Raw genomic sequence first — 20630 nt, 5'->3', positions numbered from 1 at the left:
CTTCCTCTCTAAACAAGAAGCGCAAGTCTAGAGAGGCACCCAAGCGCGCGATAGCGCTGAATTCAGCCAAGCATGTCCACAAAATGTGGACGGTGAATCAGTGTTTTCTGGCGTAGAGCCGCGCCAGCGCGGATTCGATGCTTGCCGCCATGAGCTCGGCAGCCGCGCTCAGCTCCGCGCCCTTGCGCACGAACAGCATCAGGGTCTGGCGCTGCAGATGCGCATCGCGCAGAGGCACGAAGCTCAGCGAACCGCGATCCAGCTCCTCCAGTACATCCAGAGCGTTGAGCAAGGCAATGCCCTCGCCCAGCATGACCAGGCGCTGTATCAAGGCCATGGAGGTGGACTCGGCCACCGGCGTCACCTCGATGGCACTGCGCGCGAAGGCTTCGTTGAGCAGACTGCGTATGGTCAGGGCCGGTGCCGGCAGAATCAGCGGATGACCCACGCATTCGCTGAGCAGCAGCGACGAATGCTGGGCCAGCGGGTGCTTGACCGGCAGGACGGCTCCGATCTGCCATTCGCTGGCCGCCAGCATGCGCAAACAGGGTCTGGGCGTGAGATCGTAGGCAAGGCCCAGGTCCACCTCTCCGGCCTCCACGGCAGACACAATGGCCTGCGTGGGCAAGTCGATGACACGCACGACCATCCCCGGGTGGCTGCTGCGAAAGTCATGCACCAGCGATGGCAGCAAGGAGCCCGCCAGGCCCGACGTCGCCGCCACAGTGATCTCGCCACGCCGCATGCCCTTGAGGTCGGCAATGCGCTCGCGCAGCGCTGCATGTTCGCGCAAGGTGCTTCGCACATGGGTCAGCACCATCTCACCCAGAGGCGTCAGACGCAGGCGGTTGTGGATGCGGTCGAACAGCGGCGCTCCCAGCTCGGCCTCCAGATCGAGAATCTGCCGGTTCACGGCCGTGGGAGCCACATGCAGGTGCTCGGCCGCCTTGCGGATGGAGCCGCGGCGAACCACTTCATCGAGATAGCGCAAAACTCTGGCGTGCATGCGCGCAGCCTACAGGGTTTGACTGGGCGCGCAAAGCGCCGGCACAGCGCCTAGTTCTGGCGCAGCCTGTCCACCTCGGTGTGCAAGTCCTTGGCCCAGGCGCGGCGGTCGCGCCCTTGTGCGCTCTGCGCCTCGCCATAGTGCACCACGGCAATCAGCTGCTCCGAACAAAGCACGCGCCAGATGGAGCCCAGCAAGGTCTCATCCCCGACATAGGTTGCGGCATAGCTGGTGCTGCCTGTCTTGCCATCGACAAAGCGCAGCCCCACGGGCTGTACCGGCGCATCGCATTGCACGGCGGCTTCGAGCAGATTGGAGTGAAACGAGAGCAGGCTGCGTCCATCGCCCGTCGTCCCTTCAGGAAAGACGGCAAGGATTTCGCCGCGCTTGAAGGCCTCTTCCATGGCACCTACCATGCGCACCGCATCGCGGCGCGAGCTGCGCTGGATGTAGAGCGTGCCTGCAGCCGTCGCCAGCGTGCCGATGATGGGCCAGCCCTTGACGTCGGATTTGGAGATGAAGCGGCAATGGCGCGCCGCGTGCAGCAGCGGAATATCGAGCCAGGAGATATGGTTGCTGACCATCAGCACCGGTCCTTTGGCTGGCGGCAGGCCCTTGACCTGCAGTCGCACCCCGGCCCGCAGCAGCAGCGTTGCGGCCCAGGCCTGCACATGCTCGTGCTGCTGCAGGTAGTGCAGCTGCGGAAAGCGAAACGCCACGATCCAGGCGCCCTTGGCCACATGGGCCAGCAGACGCAGTCCGCGCCATACCGCACGCGAGCCGGTTTTGATTTTGTGCAAGCCGTTTGCCATGATTCTCAAACAGTGTAGCGGCTCGTTGTGACTCAGTTGCTGCAACTTGAAACCGGCAAGCGCCTAAGACTGGCGCAATGCAAAGTCAGAGGCACCTAGGAAGCGCCGCCGCGCACCGAGGGTGTCGTCCCCCTCCCGATGCAACGCATCGAGAGAGGGGAAGCGGCAAAGCCGCTCAGGGGGAGCCTATCGTTGATAGGCGACAGCGCCGTCAACGATAGTCGTTACCACGCGCGCAGGCAGCTCATAGCCGTTGAATGGCGTGCTCTTGCCCTGGCTTTGCAGCGCCTTGGGATCGACCGTCCACTCCGCCTCGGGGTCGACGATGCACAGATCTGCCACGCCGCCCACCTTGAGCTGCCCCAGCAGGGACTGCTGCTCGCCCAGGGCGCTCCCCAGCACGGCCACGGGAGCCGAAGTCACGACAGCCAGTGCGCGGTTCAGCGGCACCTTGTAGTCGCGGCTCCACTTCACGGCAATGGACAGCAGCAGCTCCACGCCGGTCGCACCGGGTTCGGCTTCGGCAAAGGGCAGCACCTTGGCATCTTCGTCCACCGGGCAGTGATCGGAAACCAGCGCATCGATGGTGCCGTCCGCGAGTGCAGCAGACAGCGCATCGCGGTCGCGCTGCTGACGCAGCACGGGCACCACACGGGCACAGCTGTCGAAGTAGCCGATGTCGTTCTCGGTCAGCAGCAGCGAGTTGATGGACACGTCGGCGGTCACGTTCAGGCCTTCGGCCTTGGCTCGGCGCACCAGCTCCACGCCGGCGGCGCTGGAGATGCGGCACAGGTGAACCCGGGTCTGCGAGCCACGGATCAGCTCGAAGATGGTGTGCAGCGCAATCGTCTCTGCCGCCACGGACACCCCGGCCAGACCCATGCGGGTGGCCAGCGCGCCGCTGGCGGCCACGCCCCTGCCCAGATCCTTGTCCTGCGGGCGCAGCCACACGGCATAGCCAAAGGTGTTGGCATAGCTCAGCGCACGGCTCAGCGTGGTGATGCTGGACAGCGGCACATCCGCCTGGCCGAAGGCCACGCAACCGGACTCGGTCAGCTCGGCCATCTCGGTCAGCGTTTCACCCTTGAGTCCCACGGTCAGCGCGCCCATGGGGAACAGACGCGACTTGTGCTGCTTCTCGGCACGGAACTTGAGCATTTCCACCAGACCCTGCTCGTCGAGCACGGGTTCGGTATCGGGCGGGCAGACCAGGCTGGTCACGCCACCGGCCACGGCAGCCGCCATCTCGGACTGCAACATGCCTTCATGCTCGTGACCGGGCTCGCGCAGGCGCACGGCCAGGTCCACCAGACCGGGCAGCACCCACTGGCCGGAGGCGTCGATTTCACGCTCGGCCACAAAACCTTCGGGCACTGTGCCAATGGCGGCGATCACGCTGCCATCGATGGCGATATCGGCCTGCTGGTCGAAACCTCGTGCCGGGTCCATCACCCGGCCATTGCGAATCAGAATCTTCATGGTTTGGCACCAAATTGGCTTCCAGCCCTTGCCACACAAGCGCTAGCAGCTATAAAAACATCTCTAAAAACCGTCACCACCAGCAACTGCAGTTTGCTTCGTCGACCTTCGCACGGGACACCGAGCTAGGGCCGCCCCGACGCGAAGGTGTCGTCCCCCTCCCGCATCGCGAGAGAGGGGGAAGCCGCGCAGCGGCTCAGGGGGTGTTCAAGCCTCATTCCCCGCGACGATCGACATGACCGCCATGCGCACGGCGATACCGAAGGTCACCTGCGACAGGATCACGGCCTGCGGGCCGTCCACCACGGCGGAGTCGATCTCCACGCCGCGGTTGATGGGGCCGGGGTGCATGACGATGGCATCGGGCTTGGCCAGCTCCAGGCGCTTTTCGGTCAGGCCGAAGCTCTTGAAGTATTCCTGGCTCGAAGGCAGCAGCGCGCCACTCATGCGCTCGTTCTGCAGACGCAGCATGATGATGACGTCGCAGTCCTTGATGCCCTCCTCCAGATTGTGGAAGACGCGCACACCCATGCTGGCCATGTCCGAGGGCACCAGGGTACGCGGGCCGACCACGCGCACCTCGGCAGCGCCGAGTGTGGTCAGGGCGTGGATGTCCGAGCGCGCCACGCGCGAGTGCAGCACGTCGCCCACGATGGCCACGCGCAGATTGGAGAAATCCTGCTTGTAGTGGCGGATGGTGTACATGTCCAGCAGACCCTGGGTGGGGTGGGCATGGCGGCCGTCGCCGGCATTGACCACATGCACATGGGGCGCCACATGTTTGGCGATCAGATAGGGAGCGCCCGACTCGCTGTGGCGCACGACAAAGATGTCGGCCGCCATGGCCGAGAGGTTGTCGATGGTGTCCAGCAGGGTCTCGCCCTTGCTGGCCGAGCTGCGCGCGATGTCCAGGTTGAAGACGTCGGCCGACAGGCGCTTGGCCGCAATCTCGAAGGTGGTGCGGGTGCGCGTGCTGTTCTCGAAGAACAGATTGAACACGCTCTTGCCGCGCAGCAGAGGCACCTTCTTGACTTCACGGTCGTTGACGCTGACGAAGTTGCTGGCCGTGTCGAGAATCTGGGTCAGGATGTCCTTGGACAGGCCTTCGGTGGAGAGCAGGTGGATCAGCTCGCCGTTCTTGTTGAGTTGGGGGTTGCGCTTGTACAGCACGATCAGGCCTCTTGAATGCGGAAGTGGAAAACACCGCCCTCGTCGCGCGCCAGCGCCAGGGAACGGTCGGCCGGCAGCGCCACGCGCGCTGCGGCAAAGTCGGCCTGGATGGGCAGCTCGCGCCCTCCCCGGTCCACCAGGACGGCCAGTCGCACGCTGGCGGGACGGCCGTAGTCATAGAGTTCGTTGAGCACGGCGCGCACGGTGCGGCCGGTGTAGAGCACATCGTCGAGCACCAGCACATCGGCGCCGTTCACATCGAAGGCGATCTGGGTCTGGGCGCTGGAAGCCATGCCGCGCTGGGCAAAATCGTCGCGGTGCAGCGAGGAAGACAGCACGCTGGGCTTGCCCTTGAGGTTCAGATCCTTGTGCAGGCGCTCGACCAGCCAGGCGCCGCCCGAGGTGATGCCCGCCAGACGGGTATTGGGGCCCATGATGCGCTGCACGCCGCGCAGCAGCTCGCTATACAGGGCTTCGGCGTCCAGGATCAGGCTGCCTTGTCCCGGCTGGTTTCCTGCAATGGTTTCACTCATGGGAGACTCCTCAAAAACTGTTCAAGAATGATGCAGGCCGAAGCCGCGTCGGCGTCGCGTGCGCCACCCGCCAGGGCTTCGGTCGTGCTGTAGCGTTCGTCCACCTCGTACACCGGCAGCTTGAAGCGACTTCTGAGCTGGCGGCCGAATTTCAGGGCCCGGGCCGTGTTCTCGTGTGCCGCGCCATCGGGGTGGTAGGGCACGCCTATCACCAGGGCGTTGGGCTGCCACTCGCGGATCAGCTTTTCCACCGCGGCCAGGCGTGCATCCGCCGCTTCGGCCTTGATGGTGGGCAGCGGGTTGGCGCCGCCCAGCACGCGGTTGCCCGAGGCGCAACCCGTGCGCTTGATGCCGAAGTCAAAGCCCAGGAACTGCTGGAAATGGGCCGGAACCTCCGGCTTTTGCGGTGCGGGCGCTGCTGCAGGCCTAGCAGCCGCATTTTCGGCCGAGGAAAAAGTCGAGGAAAAGGCCGCATCGGCGGCCTTGTTGGAAGAGGAAATATCGTTCATGCGCGACCCGACTCTGGGGACAACATCCAGCGCTGCAGACCCAGCAGGCCCAGAGCGCGGTCATAGCGCTCGTCCACCGGGGTGCTGAAGATCACCTCGGGGTCGGCTTCCACGGTCAGCCAGGCGTTTTCGCCGATTTCGGATTCGAGCTGGCCTTCATCCCAGGAGGAATAGCCCAGCGTGACCAGCACGCGCCTGGGGCCGGCACCGTCCGACAGGGCTTCGAGCACATCCTTGGACGTGGTCATCTCCAGACCGCCTGGAATGGTCATGGTCGAGGCATAGGCCGATTCGTTCTCGGGTGCGCCTTCGATGACCATGGGCTCATGCAGCACAAAGCCGCGATCGGTCTGCACCGGGCCACCGGTAAAGACCTGCTGGTCGCGCAAATCATCGCGCTTGAGACCCAAATCCACTTTTTGCAGCAGGCCTTGCAGGCTGAGCTTGGAGGGCTTGTTGATAATCAGACCGAGCGCGCCACGCTCGCTATGCTCGCACAGGTAGACAACGCTGCGCGAAAACGACTCATCTTCCAGGCCGGGCATGGCAATCAGGAAGTGGTGCGTCAAGTTGATAGGCGCAGATTCTGCAGACATGCAGCGATTTTACTGGCGATCCATGACTCCTTCTTACCCTGTGGGCTTGATCTGGCTGCGGCGCGACCTGCGTCTGGCCGATAACGCGGCCCTTTATCATGCATTGCAGCAATGTGAAAAGCTGTATTGCGTCTTTGTCTTCGACGACAGCATTCTTGCCGCCCTGCCCCGCGCCGACCGCCGCGTGGAGTTCATCTGCCAGAGTCTGACCGAGCTGGATGCCGCCCTGCGCGAGGCCGCAGGACGCCCGCACACAGGGCTGATCACGCGGCGCGGTCTGCCCCAGGACATCATCCCGGCCCTGGCCCGGCAGCTGGGCGCGGGCGCCGTCTTCTGCAACGACGACGACGAGCCTGCGGCTATCGCCCGCGACGCCCAGGTGGCGCGCAGCCTCAAGAGCCAGGGGCAGTTGCTGCTGCGCTTCAAGGACCACCGCATCTTTGCGCGCGACGAGGTGCTGACCCAAAGCCTGTCGCCATTTTCGGTCTTCACGCCCTACAAGAACGCCTGGCTGCGGAAAATCACACCGTTCTATCTCTCGGCCTACCCCAGCGAGCGCGATCTGGCGAGCAAGCTGGCCGATCTGCCGGACAGCGAGCGCCGCCCGATTCCCACGGCTGCGGATCTGGGCTTTGCCCCGGACACGCTGGCCGGCCTGCGCCTGCCCACCGGCGTCAGCGGCGCGCGCCAGTTGCTGGCCGATTTTCTGCCGCGCCTGCCGCAGTACAAGACGGCACGCGACTTTCCGGCCCTCAAGGGGCCCAGCTATCTCAGCGTCCATCTGCGCTTTGGCACCGTGTCGATACGCGAGCTGGCCCGCCTCGCCCATGAGGCGGCCCACAACGAGGACTGGTCTGCCGCGGCACGCGAAGGGGCGGCCACCTGGCTCAGCGAGCTGATCTGGCGCGACTTCTACTTCCAGATCCTGGCCCACCAACCTTATGTGGTGGAGCGCAGCTTCAAGCCGGCGTATGACGCCATCGAATGGGAGACGGGAGCCGAGGCCGACCCCCTCTTTGCCGCCTGGTGCGAAGGCCGCACCGGCTACCCGCTGGTCGATGCCGCCATGCGCCAGCTCAATTCCAGCGGCTATATGCACAACCGGCTGCGCATGGTCACGGCCAGCTTTCTGGTCAAGGATCTGGGCCTGGACTGGCGCCGGGGCGAGGCCTATTTCGCCGAAAAGCTCAATGACTTCGATCTGGCGGCCAATAACGGCGGCTGGCAATGGGCGGCCTCCACGGGCTGCGATGCCCAGCCCTGGTTCCGCATCTTCAACCCGGTGACCCAGAGCGAGAAGTTCGATCCGGACGGCAAGTTCATAGCGCGTTATGTGCCTGAAGTGGCTCAGCTGCCCAGCAAACTGCGGCATGCCCCCTGGCTGGCCAAGCCGCTGGAACTGGCCGAAGCAGGCATCGCACTGGGGCGCGACTATCCCTTGCCCGTCGTGGATCATGCGGCAGCGCGGGAGAAAACCCTGGCGCGCTACGGAATCCTCAAGAAAGAAGCTTGAGCTTTCCTGGCTCCAGGCCCTGCGGAGCTCCACATCCGTGGTGTACTCGGCTGCCAGCCGTCCAATAGGCTGTCACTCAAAAAAGAAGCGGCTTGCGCACGGCCTTCATGTATTTCAGATCAATATCAATCTGAAATGCAATCCGGATCAGCGCAAGCCGCTCTGTTATGAGGAGCAGACCTTATTCGACTGTCACTCCCGACTCCTCGGCCGCAAACCCGCCGAGCGGGCTGCGCTCAGGCGCGGGGCCGCTGCGCTGCAAGGCGTAATGCTGGATCAGACCCAGCAGTTCCTCATCGGAATAGGGCTTGCCCAGGTAGTGATTGGCTCCCAGGTCACGGGCCATTTCGCGATGCTTCTGGGCAATGCGCGAAGTGATCATGACCACCGGCATGCCTTCGAGCGTCTGATCGGCGCGGATATTGCGCAACAGATCGAAGCCGTCCATGCGCGGCATTTCGATGTCCGACAGCACCAGGGTCGGGCGCTCGTCCTGCAGACGCTCCATGGCTTGCAGGCCGTCAGCGGCCAGCGTGACACGGTAGCCTTCGCGCTGCAGCAGACGCTGGGTGACGCGGCGCACGGTGATGGAGTCATCCACCACCAGCACCAGCGGCACCGTGGTCTGCGCAGCTTCGGCGCCCAGCAGATCGGCACCGCCTGAGAGAGCCTGCAGTTCGCCATCGGCTGCGGCCTGCTCGGCCCTGGCCAGCATGGCTCGCACCTGCTCGCCATGGACGTTGGCCAGCGCCACCGGGTTGTAGATCTGCACCACGGCCCCCGAGGGCAGCACGGACATGCCGGTAAGACCGGGCAGACGCGACAGCTGCGGCCCCAGGTTCTTGATCACCACTTCCTGGTTGCCCAGCACTTCGTCCACATGCAGCGCCACACGCTGCGAGGCACTGCGAGCTATCACCACGGGGCGCGTGCGACCGAGGTTTTCTTCGCTGCGCACAGAGGTTTGCCACAGCGCGCCGGCCCAATAGAAGGGCATGACTTCGCTGCCGTCCTGGAACTCCTGCTTGCGGTAGCTCTCCTCCAGCACATCGACGGGCACGCGACGCACGATTTCCACCAGGTTGGCGGGCACGCCCATGGACACGGCGCCCATGCGCAGCATCACCACCTGGGTCACGGCCGTGGTCAATGGCACAACCAGCCGGAAGGCGCTGCCACGGCCTGGCTCGGTATGGGTTTCGATACGACCGCCCAGAGCATTCACTTCGGAACGCACCACATCCATGCCGATGCCGCGGCCGGCAACACCCGTCACCTCGGCGGCCGTGCTGAAGCCCGGCTCGAAAATCAGGCGCCCCGCGTCTTCCAGCGTCATGGGACGCTCGTCGTTCCAGAGCTTGAGGCTGATGGCCTTGGCGCGAATCCGCTCTAGGTCCAGACCGGCACCGTCGTCCTCCACGGACAGCGCCACGTCGTTGCGCTCCTGACTCAGCACGATCTCGATGGTGCCGACAGCCGGCTTGCCCAGCTCCTGGCGCCGCTCGGGCGATTCGATGCCATGAGCCACGCAGTTGCGCAGCAGATGCTCGAAGGCCGGCATCATGCGCTCCAGCATGCCTCGGTCCATTTCGATGGTGCCGCCCAGGATGTTCAGGCGCACCTGCTTGCCCATTTCCTTGGACGTCTGGCGCACCACGGCGTACAGACGCTCGGCAAAGGAGTCGAACTCCACCATGCGCGTGCGCAGCAGATCTCGCTGCAGATCACGTGCCTGCCGGCCCTGGGCCACCAGATCGTCTTCGGCAGCGGCCAGATCCCGCTGCAGATTGCGCTGCACGGTGGCCACGTCGTTGACCGATTCGGCCATCATGCGCGTGAGTTCCTGCACGCGGGTGAAACGATCGAACTCCAGCGGATCGAAACCGGCTGCCGTGTCCTTGGACAGGGCCAGACGCGACTGCATCTGACTTTCGGCCTGCACCTCGATGTCGCGCAGCTGCGTGCGCAGGCGCTCCAGGTTGCCCGTCAAGTCATTGAGCGCCGAACGCGCCTGCGACAGCCGCGCATCGACACGCGAGCGGGCAATCAGTACTTCACCGGTCTGGGAAATCAAACGGTCCAGCAGCTGCGCCCGCACACGCACGGTCTGCTGCGACGCAGGACGCGGCACCACCGGAGCCGGCAGCTCAATGGCCTGCTCAAAATCTGCGGCAGTCTTTTCTCCGCCTTGAGCTTCCGCTGCTGCTTGCTCTACATCAGACTCCGCCGCGCTCAGATGCAAAGGCGCCTGAGCAAGAAGATCGTCCAGTTGAGCCAGTGGCTGCTCGGACTCCTGCTCACCGGCCATGCGCAGCACATCGAAGCTGGCTTGCAAAGCGTCAAAGCTGCTCAGCAGCGGCTCGATCGCTTCGGCTGCGGGACGCTCCTGATCAATACGCTCCACCGCCGACTCCAGGCGGTGGGCCATCTCACCCATGCGCATGGCACCCGCCAGGCGGGCACTGCCCTTGATGGTGTGCAAAGCGCGCAGGGCTTCGTTGCGAGCCTCATCCAGCGTCGGGCGCCCATGCCAGCGGCGCAGTGCAGCACCGAGCTTGGGCAGCAGGTCGATGGCCTCTTCCTCGAAAATGGGAAACAGGTCGGCATCGACCTGATCGAGCACATCGATATCGTCTTCGTCGTCACCGGCATGCACCGCCAGAGCAATGGCTTCATCGATACGGCGCTGCAGCTCGGCCTCATGCTCCACGCTGCCCGCGGCAGGCACCATGGAATACGGTGCCTGATCCGCGGCTTTCACCACGGCATCCAGCAACGGGTCGGCTGCCGATGCTCCCACGTCTTCCTCGGCCACACCCTTGGGTCCATCACCCGCAAGCTCGGGCAAGGCCCCATCCTGCGAAAGCTCGGCAGCAAAGTCCAGCGGCAAGTCCTTGGGATCTGCAGGCGGCTGCAGCGCCTGCACCTCGGGCCACTCTGCCTCATCCAGCTCGGCCAGATCGGACAGCTCGAGATCGGCAGTTTCAGCTGCTGCACCGGCATCGATCGGAGTATTCAGGATTTCACGCAGTGCGTCTTCGACAGCGGGTAAAGCGTCCTTGAGGAAGCCTGCCGCAAACTGATGCAGCAAGCGGCGCACTTCATCGGATGCGGTCACGCATTGCTGAATCTGCAGCGCGCCGGCATAGCCCTGAGGCTGCAGATGCAGCAGTGCATGCTCGAGCAAACGCGCCAGCTCCGACAAGGCCTTGAAGCCCACGGTGCCGGAGCTGCCTGCCAGGGAATGCGCCAGCGCGATCGCGTCGTCGGGAATGACGGCAGCCGGCTCTTGCGACCACTGCAGCAACACCTCACCCAGTCGCTCTGACCACTCGTCTGCTTCGTTGAGATAGACGTTGTACAGCGCTGCACTGATGCGCAGCCCGTCTATATTGCGATAGCTGTCGTCCGGCTCACCTGTCTGTTCGAGCACCTGCTCAACCGCAGAGACTTCGGGCTCCGGCAGTTGAGCGGGTTCTTCGGCCATGACTGGCTCGGGCACGCCATCCAGCAAGGCTTCAATGGCCTCCAGCTCGATCGCAGCCTCTGCAGACGGCAGCTCGAGCGCCATCTCCACAGCGGCCGGCACCCCGGTAGCTGCGTCCATGGCGGGGGGCTCCACGGCAGTCTGCATGTCTATGGCAGCCTGCTCGCTTTCACGCATGGCCGCTTCGAAGGCGGCAAAATCCAGCTCCTGCACCTCTTCTGCCGCGGTGATTTCCTGCAGCGAAGGCTGAACCTCCTCGGCGCCCTCTATCCACTCGGGCTCTGCCGCCGACTCCAGAGCAGGCAATGCGGACGCTTCAAGCGCATCGGGTGCCTGAAGCTGATGCAGCAGGTCGTCTGGAATATCCAGTTCCGGCAAGGCAAAGTCGGCTGCTGCCGCCTCCAGCTCAGCCACCGGCTCCTGATCTGGCTGCGCAGACAGCTCTTCTTGCGGGAACTCCAGCTCCGGCATCGCAAATACGGGCTCTGCGGCCACGGTCTGTGGCTCCAGTGGCCACTGCAGCTCGGCGATCGGCTCGGGCGCTACAGGCAACTCCAGCACGGGTGCATCCGCAGCAGCGGCCGCCTCGGTCGACTCCAGGCCCTGGGCGCGCTCGCCGCGACGCGGAACCAGGGCCACCTCGGCACGCTCGCCCTGCAGACGCATGGCGTCTGCAGCGGCACGGAAGGCCGTGGCCGACCAGTTCTGCGCCTGCTGGTTCTCTATATCCTGTGCCCAGACGGCAAAGGCCTTCAGGGCATCCTGAGCCAGCTGCTGCATGGCCTGCGGCATGGGTCGCTGCTCTGCCAGCCATGCATTGAGCATCTGCTCCATGGCCCAGCCGGCTTCACCAAACTCATCCAGCCCCACCATGCGCGAGCTGCCTTTGAGCGTGTGGAACGCACGGCGCAGCGTGGTCTGCTCGCTCAGATTGCCGGGTTCGTCCGCCAAAACCTTGAGGGCCTGCAAGCCGTTATCCACGACTTCGCGGGCTTCCTCCAGGAAGATGGACAGAAGCTCATCGTCGCCGTCCAGATCTACAGTGTTCAATTCGGCTGCCGGCACCGTAGCAGCCGCAGGCACGCCCGCAGGAGCTGCGACTGCCGCTGTCAGATCCCGAGCGACATCCGCCTCGTCAGTTGCCTGCTTGCCCGACTGCATGCCCGCAAACACCTGAGCCATGGCATCGGCCAGGGCATCGGAGCCCACGCCGGCCGACTCTGCCACGGCTGGTGCGGGTGCTGCCTCAAACTCGGGCAAGGCACCTGGCTCGGTCACTGCCCACGGCGGGGTGTCCTCGTCCTCGATGTGCCTGACTTGCAACTGCTCTGGCTTCGCCACAGCAGCGGGAACTGGCCTCACTTCGACAGGCGGTGGCGGTGCGGCGACCGAGGGCTCCACTGCCGGATCAGCAATCACGGCAGCCGAAGCGACTGGAGTCTGTCCAGAAGACGGTACGCCATCCATGGGAATATCCACGGTGGGACGGAAGGCTTCGGGGCCGCGACTGCGGCTATGACCCATGACGATGCGCAGTTCGTCCTTTTCCTCGTCATAGACGAACAGCTTGCGCGCCATATTGCGCTGGTAGCTGAGCATGTCGATGAGAAAGCCCATGGCACCGAGGCTGCTGCCCAGCTTCTCGAAGATGCGAGGCTGGTTCTCGACCGTCACCTCGCCGAGCATCAGATGCTCGACGGTGTCACGCATGCGCTGCATGGCAGTCGCGGCCTGCTCGAATCCCAGCACCGACAGCACCCCACGCATTTGCGCCATCTGGCCCGGTACCGAGGCCAGCACCGAGGTGTCCGCGGGATTGCGAAAGAACAGATCCAGCTGCTTCTCAGCCTCGCCAAGGGTGATGCGCAGCTCTCCAACCACCGACCCCATGGTCTGCTGGTCGCTGGCCTGACGGTAGAGCTCCTCCATCCAGATTTCCAGCGGCTCGGACTGCGCGCCATGCAAAGCCGCATCCAGACGCTGGACCAGCACGCTGGACTGGGCGGCCTGTATTTCGTCGTCATGCCCGGCAGTCATGAAGCTGGCCTGCAGATACAGCACCGCGGTCGCCACCTCCATGGCCAGCTCGGCTGGTGGCGGCTCGCCAATGCGCTCCACCGTCTCCGCCACACGAATCAGCGCGCGCGCCAGCCCGTGACTGACAGGCTGCAGCTTGACCAGCGACTCGGACACCAGTCCGAACTGCTCGGCCATGGATCTGATCTTGCTGCGGTCGCCGCCCGCTACGGCAGACCATGTCTCGGCAGCAGCCGCAATACGCTTGCGCGCCTGCACCAGCACCGAGGGATCGAAGCGGCCATAGCGTGCCACGTGGTAGTCCACCACCGGCATGTGCTCCATGGCATAGGCCTCGTGTACGGCCTTCAGACTGTCGCCGGCCTGCTCGCGGGGCTTGGCCTGCGCGCAAAAGAACATCAAGTCCTGCAACAGACGTGCTGACGGCAGGCTATCGCCCTTGGCCATGCTGGCGTACTGCATGAGCACGCGCGAAGCCATGCGCTTGACGTAGATATCGGCAGTGATGAGTCCACGTGCCAGGCCGTCGAAGAAGGCCGCAGCGATTTTCCAGAAACTGCGCGCCGCTACATCTTCGGACTGAGCTGCCGCAAAGCGCCGGCAAAGCTCGCACATCTGGGCTGCCGCCTCGCGGTCATCGCTCTTGACCATTCGCAGCACCACACCGTCCAGCATGGCACGTGCATGTGGGCCATAGGCCAGCGGCTCGGGCATGGTCCCGGTCCAGCGGGGCTCGCGCGCACGGCGCTCGGCAGGCCATAGGTCAGCCGGGTGGGCCTTGTCATTGCCGGCCAGCACCTGGGTCTCACGGTACTGAGGGAACAGGGCTACAGCCGAGACCTGCTGACCGGCCAAAACGGCCTCCAGAAACTCCATCAGCGCAAAGTGCGTGCGCTCCAGCGTGCTCGCGGCTTCCTGCGTGCAGTATTCGGGACGCTGTACAAAGCGGTTGACCGCAGCCTCCATGCTGCGCAGCACCTGAGCCGGGGCGGTGACACCCACCATCTCCAGAGCGCCACAGGCCTGATGCAGCTGCTGGCGTGCAATGCGCAATGCCGATGTATCCAACTCCTCTAGATCAGACAAACGGGCCGCATCCGCATCGCGCATGAAACGGCTCACAGCCTTGGTCGCTGCCTCCAGCGACTTGCGCACTTCATCGAGCACCCAGGCCAGCGGGCCCAGATCCTGCTCTGCAGTTGCAGACATGGCTGTACGTATTGGCGAGTCGTCAACCACTGACATGCTCTAGTTCCTTAACCCTCAAGGGTTGTGCATTTTTATGAGAGAAAGAGCCAGTCAAATCAGGCAATCTTGAATCGGGAAACAGACTGACGCAGCTCTTCAGCCATGTGGGAGAGCTCTCGCACCTGCTGCGCAGTGGTGCGGGTTCCCTCACCGGTTTGCTCGGTCACGGCAAAAATGTGCTGAATGTTTTCCGCCACGCCGTTGGCCATATTGGCTTCACGTGAAGTGGAGTTGGAAATCTGCTCGATCAGCTCGGCCAGTCGGCGCGACACGCTGTCGATTTCAGACAGTGCAGTACCTGCAGAGTCGGACAGACGAGCCCCTTCCACCACGCCCTGGGTAGAGCGCTCCATGGCGGCCACCGCATCCTGGGTGTCGGTCTGAATGGCCTTCACCAGCGCGGCAATCTGTCGCGTGGCGTCTGCGGAACGTTCGGCAAGGCGCTGCACTTCTTCCGCCACCACCGAGAAGCCGCGACCTGCTTCACCTGCAGACGCAGCCTGAATGGCGGCGTTCAATGCGAGCACGTTGGTCTGCTCGGTAATGTCCGAAATCAGTTCGGTAATTTCACCGATCTCCTGGGACGACTCACCGAGACGCTTGATTCGCTTGGAGGTATCCTGAATCTGATCGCGGATGGAGTTCATGCCGCCGATGGCGTTCTGCACCGCCTTGAGACCCGAGTCCGCAGCCTGCAGCGATTGACGGGCCACCTGGGCCGATTCCTGTGCCTGAGCCGAGACATTGTTGATACGGCCGGCCATGTCCAGAATCGACTTGCCGGTTTCGCGAATTTCATGCAGCTGCTCGTTCGATGCAGCCAGCAGCTCGGTCGAGGTGACGTCCACCTGCTCGGTGGTCTGGGCCACGCGGGTCACGGTGTTCTGCACCGATCCCACCAGAGCGCGCAGCTCTTCCACCGTGTAGTTCACCGAGTCGGCAATCGCGCCCGTGATGTCCTCGGTCACGGTGGCTTCCTGCGTCAGATCGCCCTCGGCCACCGATTGCAACTCGTTCATCAAACGCAAAATAGCCGCCTGGTTGGCGTCGTTGATGCGCTTGGCTTCCTGCTCCTGCAAACGGGCATCGACCTGGTGACGCTCGGCTTCCTGCTGGCGCGCCCGGCTGTCCAGCAGTTGCACGCGCGAGATGCCGATACCGCTCAGAACCGCGGTCAAAATGGCGATGGCCAGCAGCGCCAGCTGCAGCATGCTGGCCCCGCCCAGCCCCTGCAGCGCCGTCTGCAGCTGCTCCAGCTGCTGACGCAGCGGTTCGCTGTCATTGTTGATGCTGGTCTGCGCTTCCCGGGCCGACACCAACCCTTGCAGATTGCCCAGAATGGCACTGGCCTGGGTACGCGTATCGTCGTACTGCTTGATCAGCGTCTCCAGCTGTTCACGCACCTGAGGATCGCGTGCCGCCGACAGCCGCATTTCAGCGCTGCCGTTGAGCAGACCTTCGGAGATTTCCTTGAAGGAATTCAAGTCCTTGCCCAGCAGGAAAACGGCTTCGGGACTCACGCCCTCCAGGGTCTGGAATTCGTTGGCAGACTTGGCAATACGCTGAGTCAACATCACCAGTTGACCGGCAGCAGAGATCTCGGCCGCGCCAGCGCCTTGCTGCAGCTTCAGCGAAGAAATGGTTTCCGCGGTTTCCAGCAGATCGGAGGACTGGCGGTTGATGGTGCGCAGCGCGTCGCCCACTTGAGTCAGAGTCTTTTGCTGTCCGAGAATCAGCCCGGCGCTCTTTTCCGCTCGCTCCATCAGGGTGCTGATGGAGCTGAGCTCGTCCTGCAAACCGCCACCCAGCGCGTTCACGCCCAGATCGGAATCGCCGGCAGCCAGCGCTCGCACGTTGCGCGCCAAAACACCGGCGCTGTCCTTGACGTCGGCAAACGCAGGAGCGGCTCCCGTCATGGCGATGGAGACCGACTTGGCCAGACGTTGCGACTGCATCAATGCCTGGCCGGTCGCCGCCAGTTGCTGGTTGGAGTTGCCTGCTTCGCGCAGCATCCATGCCGACAGAACCACCAGCACCAGCACCGAGCCACCCAGCAAGGTAAACAAGGTGCGCTGATGCTTGGCAGTCGTGGCCGTACCAAGAATAGGCAGGCTCACCAGTTCGTCCGCGCGACCGGCCTCCTCGACGCCGAAGACGGAAGGTGCCCCCTGCACGCTATTGAGCGATCCGTCGTACATATCCTGTACGACCGTGTCTCCCATCATGCTGCTATCACCACTGACGGCAGCCGCGATGGGCTTGCGTCGGAACAACTGATTTATTTTCTGTGCAAAGGACATAGCGCTGTATCCAGGAACCTCAAGCACGAATGCTCAAAAATTTGGCGGTTTGAGACAGGGACTGCAATTTCAGCTCCTGCCAGCGGCGGCCGCTCGCATCGATATGGACGGCTCCGAAGAAACTCGGGGAACGCTCAGGCGCAGGCTCGGCCTTGGAAAACGCGTCTGCGGCACGCAGGCCCAGCAGACGATCGGCCAGCAGGGCCGCGTTGACCTCCAATGCAGGGTTGAAGGCCAGCAGGCTGCAGTCCATCAGTTCCTGCTCATTGCGGACACTTCCATGACCCAGCAATTGAGCCAGGTCCACCACCCCCATCAAAGCACCGCGCAGATTGGCGATGCCCAGAAACCAGGCCTGTGTGTATGGGACGGGCTGAACGCCGGTCCAGGGAAAGATTTCTCCTGCCTGATTCAGCGGCAGCAAATAATCCCGTCCGCCAGCCTGCACTGCCAGCCAGGCAGCAACGCTGACGCCTCCGCTGCGTGCTGCCTGCAGGCGCCCGGCCAGACGGGATTGAAGATCTCGGAGGGCTTCACGGTTCGCCATAAGCAGCGCAGCTCGTTATAGCGCTGCGATCTTGGCTTGGAGCTCGGCGGCATCCACGGGCTTGGTGATATAGCCACGTGCGCCCTGACGCATGCCCCAGACCCGGTCGGTTTCCTGATTCTTGCTGGTGCACATGATGATGGGCACATCGGCATACAGGGGATCGCGAGAAATGGCGCGGGTCAGCTGAAAGCCGTTCTGTCCAGGCATGACCACATCCATCAGGATCAGGTCGGGTTTGTCTTCGGCCAGGCGCTTCATGGCTTCCTCGCCATTTTCCGCGGTACGCACCTGCATGCCCTGCTTTTGCAAGATATCGCTCAGAGCCATCAGCTCCGTCTTGGAATCGTCAACGACCAGAACTTTTTGAATTGTCATCATGCAGCTCCCACATCTGCAGCTTGCAGCGCGAATTGTTGTACGGCTTGCAGCAATTGATCTTTGGTAAACGGTTTGGTCAGATAGTCTTGGCAGCCCACCATGCGACCGCGAGCCTTGTCGAATACACCGTCCTTGGATGACAGCATCACGACGGGCGTATTGGCAAAGCGAGCATTGCGCTTGATGATGGCGCAGGTCTGATAGCCATCGAGTTTGGGCATCAGAATGTCGCAGAAGATGAGCTGGGGCTGGTAGTCATTGACCTTGGACAGGGCATCGAAGCCATCGTCGGCAAGAAGAACTTCGTGACCACCTTGCTTGAGGAAAATTTCAGCGCTGCGGCGGATGGTGTTGCTGTCATCCACGACCAGAACGCGCAAAGGCGCACCAGATGCTGTCACGGTGAAATTCCTCCCAATTCGGTCGTTGATGGAGTGAGCGACTCTTGCACTCAGATTTCCACCATTTCAAAATCTTCTTTGCGTGCACCGCATTCCGGGCATGTCCAGTTCATGGGCACATCTTCCCAGCGGGTGTTTGGAGCAATTCCATGTTCGGGGCAGCCTTGGGCTTCGTCATAAAGCCAGCCACAGGTCAAACACATCCAGGTTTTAGGGTCAGTCACAGCTTAAAGGGGCTTCACATAGAATGCAACGATTGTATCTAGTCACAACCCCGGCTCCCACCCTTGCATTCCCGGGTGCAAACTGGGGTGCGCCATGGCATTGAACCCCATCTCCTCCACTCCCCCTCGCCGCACCCGCCAGGAAGAAGCGACAGAATCAGCACCCGTCTGCGTGCTGTCTTTCAACAGCAGTGACCCCAGCGGAGCCAGCGGGCTCTCGGCCGACATCGCCACCATCTCCTCCATCGGCGGTCATGCACTGCCCGTGGCCTGCGGCGCCTACGCCAGAGACACGGCCCGCATCTACGAGCACTTTGCACTCGACGACGATGCGGTAACCGAGCAGGCACGCATGGTGCTGGAGGACATTGCCGTCACCGCCATCAAGGTCGGCTTTGTAGGCAGCCCTGCCAACCTGGCCGCCATTGCCACCATCTCATCGGACTACCCCGACATTCCCATCATCAGCTACATGCCGGACCTGTCCTGGTGGGAGGACGACAAGCAGGATCAGTACCTGGATGCGTTCAAGGAGCTTGTCCTGCCTCAAACCTCGGTGTTGGTTGGAAACCACAACACGCTGTGGCGCTGGCTGCTGCCTGAATGGGAAAACAGCCGTGCACCCACGGCGCGCGACATTGCCATGGCCGCCGAGGCACTGGAAGTGCCTTATGTGCTGGTGACCGGCATCCCCCTGCCCGACCAGTTCGTGGACAACGTGCTGACCACGGCCCAGTCCGTATTGGGCAACAGCAAGTACGAGATGTTTGACGCCACGTTCACAGGTGCCGGTGATACGCTGTCCGCTGCGATTACGGCCCTGCTGGCCACCGGCAACGATCTGGGCGCCGCGACGCTGGAGGCACTGGAATACCTGGACCACAGCCTGGATGCAGGTTTTCGCCCCGGCATGGGCCACTATCTGCCCGATCGCCTGTTCTGGGCCCAGCCCACCGAGGACGAGGAGTCCGAAGACGAGCAGGCCGAAGACGCCACCGATGACGAACCCGACTCCAAGCCGATTGAAGGCTTTGTGATTCCCTCTCATGACACAAAACACTGATCTGAATATTGCATTGTTCGAGCGCGCCAAGGGCGTGATCCCCGGCGGCGTGAACTCGCCCGTGCGCGCTTTCGCCGCCGTGGGCGGCACGCCGCGCTTCGTGAAGCGCGCCCAGGGCGCTTATTTCTGGGACCAGAATGATCAGCAGTTCACCGACTACATCGGCAGCTGGGGCCCCATGATCCTGGGCCACGGTCACCCCGAAGTAGTCGAGGCCGTGCAGGCCGCCGTGCTCGAAGGCTTCAGCTTCGGCGCCCCCACCGAGCGCGAAGTCGTGCTGGCCGAGAAGATCCGCGCCCTCATGCCCAGCATGGACATGGTGCGCCTGGTCAGCTCCGGCACCGAAGCCGGCATGAGCGCGCTGCGCCTGGCGCGCGGCTACACGGGCCGCAACAAGATCATCAAGTTCAACGGCTGCTACCACGGCCATGCGGATGCCCTGCTGGTCAAGGCCGGCTCGGGTCTGGCCACCTTCGGCGCCTCTTCCTCGGCAGGCGTGCCTGCCGATGTGGCCAAGGACACCATCGTGCTGGAGTACAACGACGTTGCTCAGCTCGAAGAGGCCTTTGCCAAGATGGGCAGCGACATTGCCTGCGTCATCATGGAGCCGATTGCCGGCAATATGAACTTTGTGCGCGCCTCGGTGGACTTCACCCGCCGCATCTCCGAGCTGACCCGCGAGCATGGCGCGCTGCTGATCTATGACGAAGTCATGACGGGCTTTCGCGTCGCCCTGGGCAGCGCACAAAGCCTGTATGCCAAGGAGATCGAAGGCTTTGCGCCCGACATCACCGTGATGGGCAAGGTCATCGGCGGCGGCATGCCCATGGCGGCCTTCGGTGCCCGCCGCGAGATCATGGAAAAGCTCTCGCCGCTGGGCCCCGTCTACCAGGCCGGCACGCTGTCGGGCAACCCGATTGCCACGGCCTGCGGCCTGAAGACGCTGGAGCTGATCAGCCGCCCCGGCTTCCACGCCGAGCTGCACCTCAAGACCGGCCACCTGATGCAGGGCCTGAAGGCCGAAGCCAATGCCGCCGGCATTCCCTTCAGCGTGGACTGGCAAGGCGGGCTGTTCGGCTTTTATTTCCTGCCCGAGCTGCCCACGCACTACGCCCAGGTCATGAAGACCGACGGCAAGGTCTTCAACAAGTTCTACCATGGCATGCTGGAGCGCGGTCATTACTTTGCCCCGGCGCTGTATGAGGCAGGCTTTGTCAGCGCGGCGCACAGCGACGAAGATATCGACCGCACCATAGAAGCGGCCCGCGAAGTGTTCAAGACACTGTAAATCCCTGCCCGCCCAACAGGCCCTGCAGACCATGTC

16 protein-coding genes are annotated in these 20630 nt (G+C 63.4%); 3 read left to right on the top strand and 13 right to left on the bottom strand.

Annotated features, from left to right (window positions below):
- Positions 1-97 precede the first annotated feature (97 nt).
- The 7 genes from V8Z78_RS16465 to V8Z78_RS16435 form a co-directional block, all read right to left on the bottom strand.
- Positions 98-1006, bottom strand: coding sequence for a LysR family transcriptional regulator (locus V8Z78_RS16465; RefSeq protein ID WP_057093467.1), 909 nt, complete (start codon positions 1004-1006; stop codon positions 98-100).
- A gap of 50 nt (positions 1007-1056) precedes the next feature.
- Positions 1057-1818, bottom strand: a complete 762-nt coding sequence (locus tag V8Z78_RS16460; protein WP_046461790.1) for a lysophospholipid acyltransferase family protein — start codon at positions 1816-1818, stop codon at positions 1057-1059.
- A gap of 186 nt (positions 1819-2004) precedes the next feature.
- Complete coding sequence (locus V8Z78_RS16455) at positions 2005-3297, bottom strand: dihydroorotase (RefSeq protein WP_046461791.1); 1293 nt, start codon at positions 3295-3297, stop codon at positions 2005-2007.
- A gap of 207 nt (positions 3298-3504) precedes the next feature.
- A complete protein-coding gene (locus tag V8Z78_RS16450) occupies positions 3505-4467 on the bottom strand; it encodes an aspartate carbamoyltransferase catalytic subunit (protein ID WP_003051536.1) in 963 nt (320 codons plus the stop codon).
- Between the two features lie 2 nt (positions 4468-4469).
- Entirely contained in the window at positions 4470-5000 is a 531-nt protein-coding gene (gene pyrR / locus V8Z78_RS16445) for a bifunctional pyr operon transcriptional regulator/uracil phosphoribosyltransferase PyrR (RefSeq protein ID WP_003071172.1), read from the bottom strand.
- A complete protein-coding gene (gene ruvX / locus V8Z78_RS16440) occupies positions 4997-5509 on the bottom strand; it encodes a Holliday junction resolvase RuvX (protein ID WP_034396455.1) in 513 nt (170 codons plus the stop codon). Before ruvX ends, pyrR begins: the two co-directional genes overlap by 4 nt.
- Entirely contained in the window at positions 5506-6105 is a 600-nt protein-coding gene (locus V8Z78_RS16435) for a YqgE/AlgH family protein (RefSeq protein ID WP_003071169.1), read from the bottom strand. Before V8Z78_RS16435 ends, ruvX begins: the two co-directional genes overlap by 4 nt.
- Before the next feature lie 22 nt (positions 6106-6127).
- Here V8Z78_RS16435 and V8Z78_RS16430 point away from each other — a divergent pair, with 22 nt between their 5' ends.
- Complete coding sequence (locus tag V8Z78_RS16430) at positions 6128-7618, top strand: cryptochrome/photolyase family protein (RefSeq protein ID WP_349731733.1); 1491 nt, start codon at positions 6128-6130, stop codon at positions 7616-7618.
- Positions 7619-7799: 181 nt separating this feature from the next.
- Here the strand turns inward: V8Z78_RS16430 and V8Z78_RS16425 are convergent, their stop codons facing one another.
- From V8Z78_RS16425 to V8Z78_RS16400, 6 genes are read right to left on the bottom strand one after another with little or no spacing between them, the layout of a single operon-like run.
- Positions 7800-14387, bottom strand: coding sequence for a hybrid sensor histidine kinase/response regulator (locus V8Z78_RS16425; RefSeq protein WP_349731732.1), 6588 nt, complete (start codon positions 14385-14387; stop codon positions 7800-7802).
- Positions 14388-14446: 59 nt separating this feature from the next.
- The gene (locus tag V8Z78_RS16420; RefSeq protein WP_046461795.1) at positions 14447-16690 is read right to left on the bottom strand and encodes a methyl-accepting chemotaxis protein; all 2244 of its coding nucleotides are present in this window, start codon (positions 16688-16690) and stop codon (positions 14447-14449) included.
- Between the two features lie 19 nt (positions 16691-16709).
- Positions 16710-17237 carry a chemotaxis protein CheW gene (locus V8Z78_RS16415; protein WP_349731731.1) on the bottom strand — a complete coding sequence of 176 codons (528 nt, stop codon included), beginning with the start codon at positions 17235-17237 and terminating at the stop codon, positions 16710-16712.
- A 15-nt stretch (positions 17238-17252) separates the two neighbouring features.
- Entirely contained in the window at positions 17253-17615 is a 363-nt protein-coding gene (locus tag V8Z78_RS16410; protein WP_003071159.1) for a response regulator, read from the bottom strand.
- Positions 17615-18019: a response regulator gene (locus tag V8Z78_RS16405; RefSeq protein WP_003071158.1), complete on the bottom strand. Its 405-nt coding sequence runs from the start codon at positions 18017-18019 to the stop codon at positions 17615-17617. The genes V8Z78_RS16410 and V8Z78_RS16405 overlap by 1 nt, the downstream gene beginning before the upstream one ends.
- Before the next feature lie 50 nt (positions 18020-18069).
- A complete protein-coding gene (locus tag V8Z78_RS16400; RefSeq protein ID WP_034399566.1) occupies positions 18070-18222 on the bottom strand; it encodes a rubredoxin in 153 nt (50 codons plus the stop codon).
- Positions 18223-18337: 115 nt separating this feature from the next.
- On the opposite strand from V8Z78_RS16400, the gene thiD reads away from it, so the two are divergent.
- Together thiD and hemL are read left to right on the top strand one after the other, a co-directional pair.
- Positions 18338-19306 (top strand): bifunctional hydroxymethylpyrimidine kinase/phosphomethylpyrimidine kinase, encoded by a 969-nt coding sequence (gene thiD, locus V8Z78_RS16395; RefSeq protein WP_012839730.1) that lies wholly within the window; start codon positions 18338-18340, stop codon positions 19304-19306.
- Positions 19290-20594 carry a glutamate-1-semialdehyde 2,1-aminomutase gene (gene hemL, locus V8Z78_RS16390; RefSeq protein ID WP_003071150.1) on the top strand — a complete coding sequence of 435 codons (1305 nt, stop codon included), beginning with the start codon at positions 19290-19292 and terminating at the stop codon, positions 20592-20594. Before thiD ends, hemL begins: the two co-directional genes overlap by 17 nt.
- The last annotated feature ends 36 nt before the right edge of the window (positions 20595-20630 follow it).

The organism is Comamonas sp. wu1-DMT, assembly GCF_040187805.1.
Taxonomy (GTDB): Bacteria; Pseudomonadota; Gammaproteobacteria; order Burkholderiales; family Burkholderiaceae_C; genus Comamonas; species Comamonas thiooxydans.
The sequence above is the reverse complement of the archived record's forward strand: the minus strand, read 5'-3'. Positions and strand labels throughout refer to the sequence as shown.